This window comes from Vibrio sp. D173a, assembly GCF_030248475.1.
Genome location: NZ_JAHGAH010000316.1, coordinates 1 through 894 on the forward strand (window position 1 = coordinate 1; position 894 = coordinate 894).

The following is an 894-nucleotide window of genomic DNA, read 5'->3' on the forward strand; positions in this document are numbered from 1 at the left end:
CTGATTGATAACGCCTTTGACGCAACACGCGTGGCGATTAGCCAAGATGATCCTTTTCCACCTGCAAGACGCATTATTGAGGTCTCTGTGAGCGATTACGGAAACGAGGTTATCCTTGAAGTTGAAGACAAAGGGTGTGGCTTACCTCAAGGCTTGGCGATTAACGAGCTGACTCAAAAAGGGGTTTCAAGTAAGGCTAAGCAGAATCGAGGCGTAGGTTTGTACCTTGTGAAGCAACTGGCTGACCGCTACCAAGGTCAGCTTGATATGGTAGAGAACAGAGATTTTGGTACTCGGATGACCGTTTATCTACCCAAAGAAGAACAGGTTTTAACACCAGATGTACATGCACAGAAAAACACACCGATTAAGGAAGAGCACTAAATGAATGCAGTCACGAAAGTCATGGTTATTGAAGATGATATTGCGATTGCAGAGTTGCATCATCGATACTTGGAGCAGATGGGTGGCTTCGAGGTGGTTGGGATTGCGACATCGCAGTCTGAAGCCTTGATGCAGCTCGATATACTCAAGCCAGATCTTGTACTGCTTGATGTCTATCTGCCTGACGGCTGTGGGCTAGATATTTTGAATCATGTAAGAGGCAACAACCAAGGCTGTGATGTCATCTTAATCACAGCGGCACGCGATGTTGATACGCTTCAGCAGGCAATGCGTGGTGGTGTTGTTGACTATTTGCTAAAGCCAGTAATGTTTCCACGTCTAGAAGCTTCACTCAAAAAGTACCGTTCGCAGCAACAAGAGCTTGAGAGTGTTTCCGATCTAAACCAAGGCTTAGTTGATAAGATGATGCAAGCAGCGAATCAGGCGGATTCAAAACCAGTGGCAACCCTTCCTAAGGGGATTGATGGTGTAACCTTAGATAAGATTCGC

At 46.0% G+C, this 894-nt stretch carries 2 protein-coding genes; both read left to right on the forward strand.

Annotated features, from left to right (window positions below; translation table 11 throughout):
* Positions 1–384: ATP-binding protein (locus tag KIV40_RS25045; RefSeq protein ID WP_285351905.1), on the forward strand; the 384-nt coding region annotated here is incomplete at its 5' end.
* The coding region (locus KIV40_RS25050) for a response regulator (RefSeq protein ID WP_285351907.1) at positions 385–894 on the forward strand (510 nt) is incomplete at its 3' end.